Consider the following 662-nt stretch of genomic DNA (forward strand, 5'->3'; position numbering starts at 1 on the left):
TGATGGCAGAGAGGTCACACCCGTTCCCATACCGAACACGGAAGTTAAGCTCTCTAGCGCCGATGGTAGTTGGGACCTTGTCCCTGTGAGAGTAGGACGTTGCCAGGCAAAATGGAGGATTAGCTCAGCTGGGAGAGCACCTGCCTTACAAGCAGGGGGTCGGCGGTTCGATCCCGTCATCCTCCACCATATATGTCGGAGGGGTAGCGAAGTGGCTAAACGCGGCGGACTGTAAATCCGCTCCTTCGGGTTCGGCAGTTCGAATCTGCCCCCCTCCACCATTCTTAATTAATGGGCTATAGCCAAGCGGTAAGGCAACGGACTTTGACTCCGTCATGCGCTGGTTCGAATCCAGCTAGCCCAGCCATTAAGAGCCATTAGCTCAGTTGGTAGAGCATCTGACTTTTAATCAGAGGGTCGAAGGTTCGAGTCCTTCATGGCTCACCATTTTAATGAAATATGCGGGTGTGGCGGAATTGGCAGACGCACTAGACTTAGGATCTAGCGCCTTTGGCGTGGGGGTTCGACTCCCTTCACCCGCACTTTTAATAAAATAACTCATACATGTCTTGCGGAAGTAGTTCAGTGGTAGAATACAACCTTGCCAAGGTTGGGGTCGCGGGTTCGAATCCCGTCTTCCGCTCCAATTTTCAATATGACAT

The 662-nt window shown here is 52.1% G+C and carries 6 tRNA genes and 1 rRNA gene; all 7 read left to right on the forward strand.

The features are described 5' to 3' along the window. Positions 1 to 108, forward strand: a 5S ribosomal RNA gene (rrf, locus tag MR107_RS30230); the annotation flags it as partial. Between the two features lie 5 nt (positions 109 to 113). Next, a tRNA-Val gene (locus MR107_RS30235) sits at positions 114 to 189 on the forward strand. 8 nt (positions 190 to 197) lie between these two features. Then, positions 198 to 281: transfer RNA gene (locus MR107_RS30240), tRNA-Tyr, on the forward strand. A gap of 11 nt (positions 282 to 292) precedes the next feature. Beyond that, positions 293 to 367, forward strand: a tRNA-Gln gene (locus MR107_RS30245). Between the two features lie 4 nt (positions 368 to 371). After that, positions 372 to 447: transfer RNA gene (locus tag MR107_RS30250), tRNA-Lys, on the forward strand. A gap of 14 nt (positions 448 to 461) precedes the next feature. After that, a tRNA-Leu gene (locus MR107_RS30255) sits at positions 462 to 542 on the forward strand. Between the two features lie 29 nt (positions 543 to 571). Next, a tRNA-Gly gene (locus MR107_RS30260) sits at positions 572 to 646 on the forward strand. Positions 647 to 662 lie beyond the last annotated feature (16 nt).

This window comes from Bacillus cereus group sp. BfR-BA-01441, from assembly GCF_022663075.1.
Classification (GTDB): Bacteria; Bacillota; Bacilli; order Bacillales; family Bacillaceae_G; genus Bacillus_A; species Bacillus_A cereus.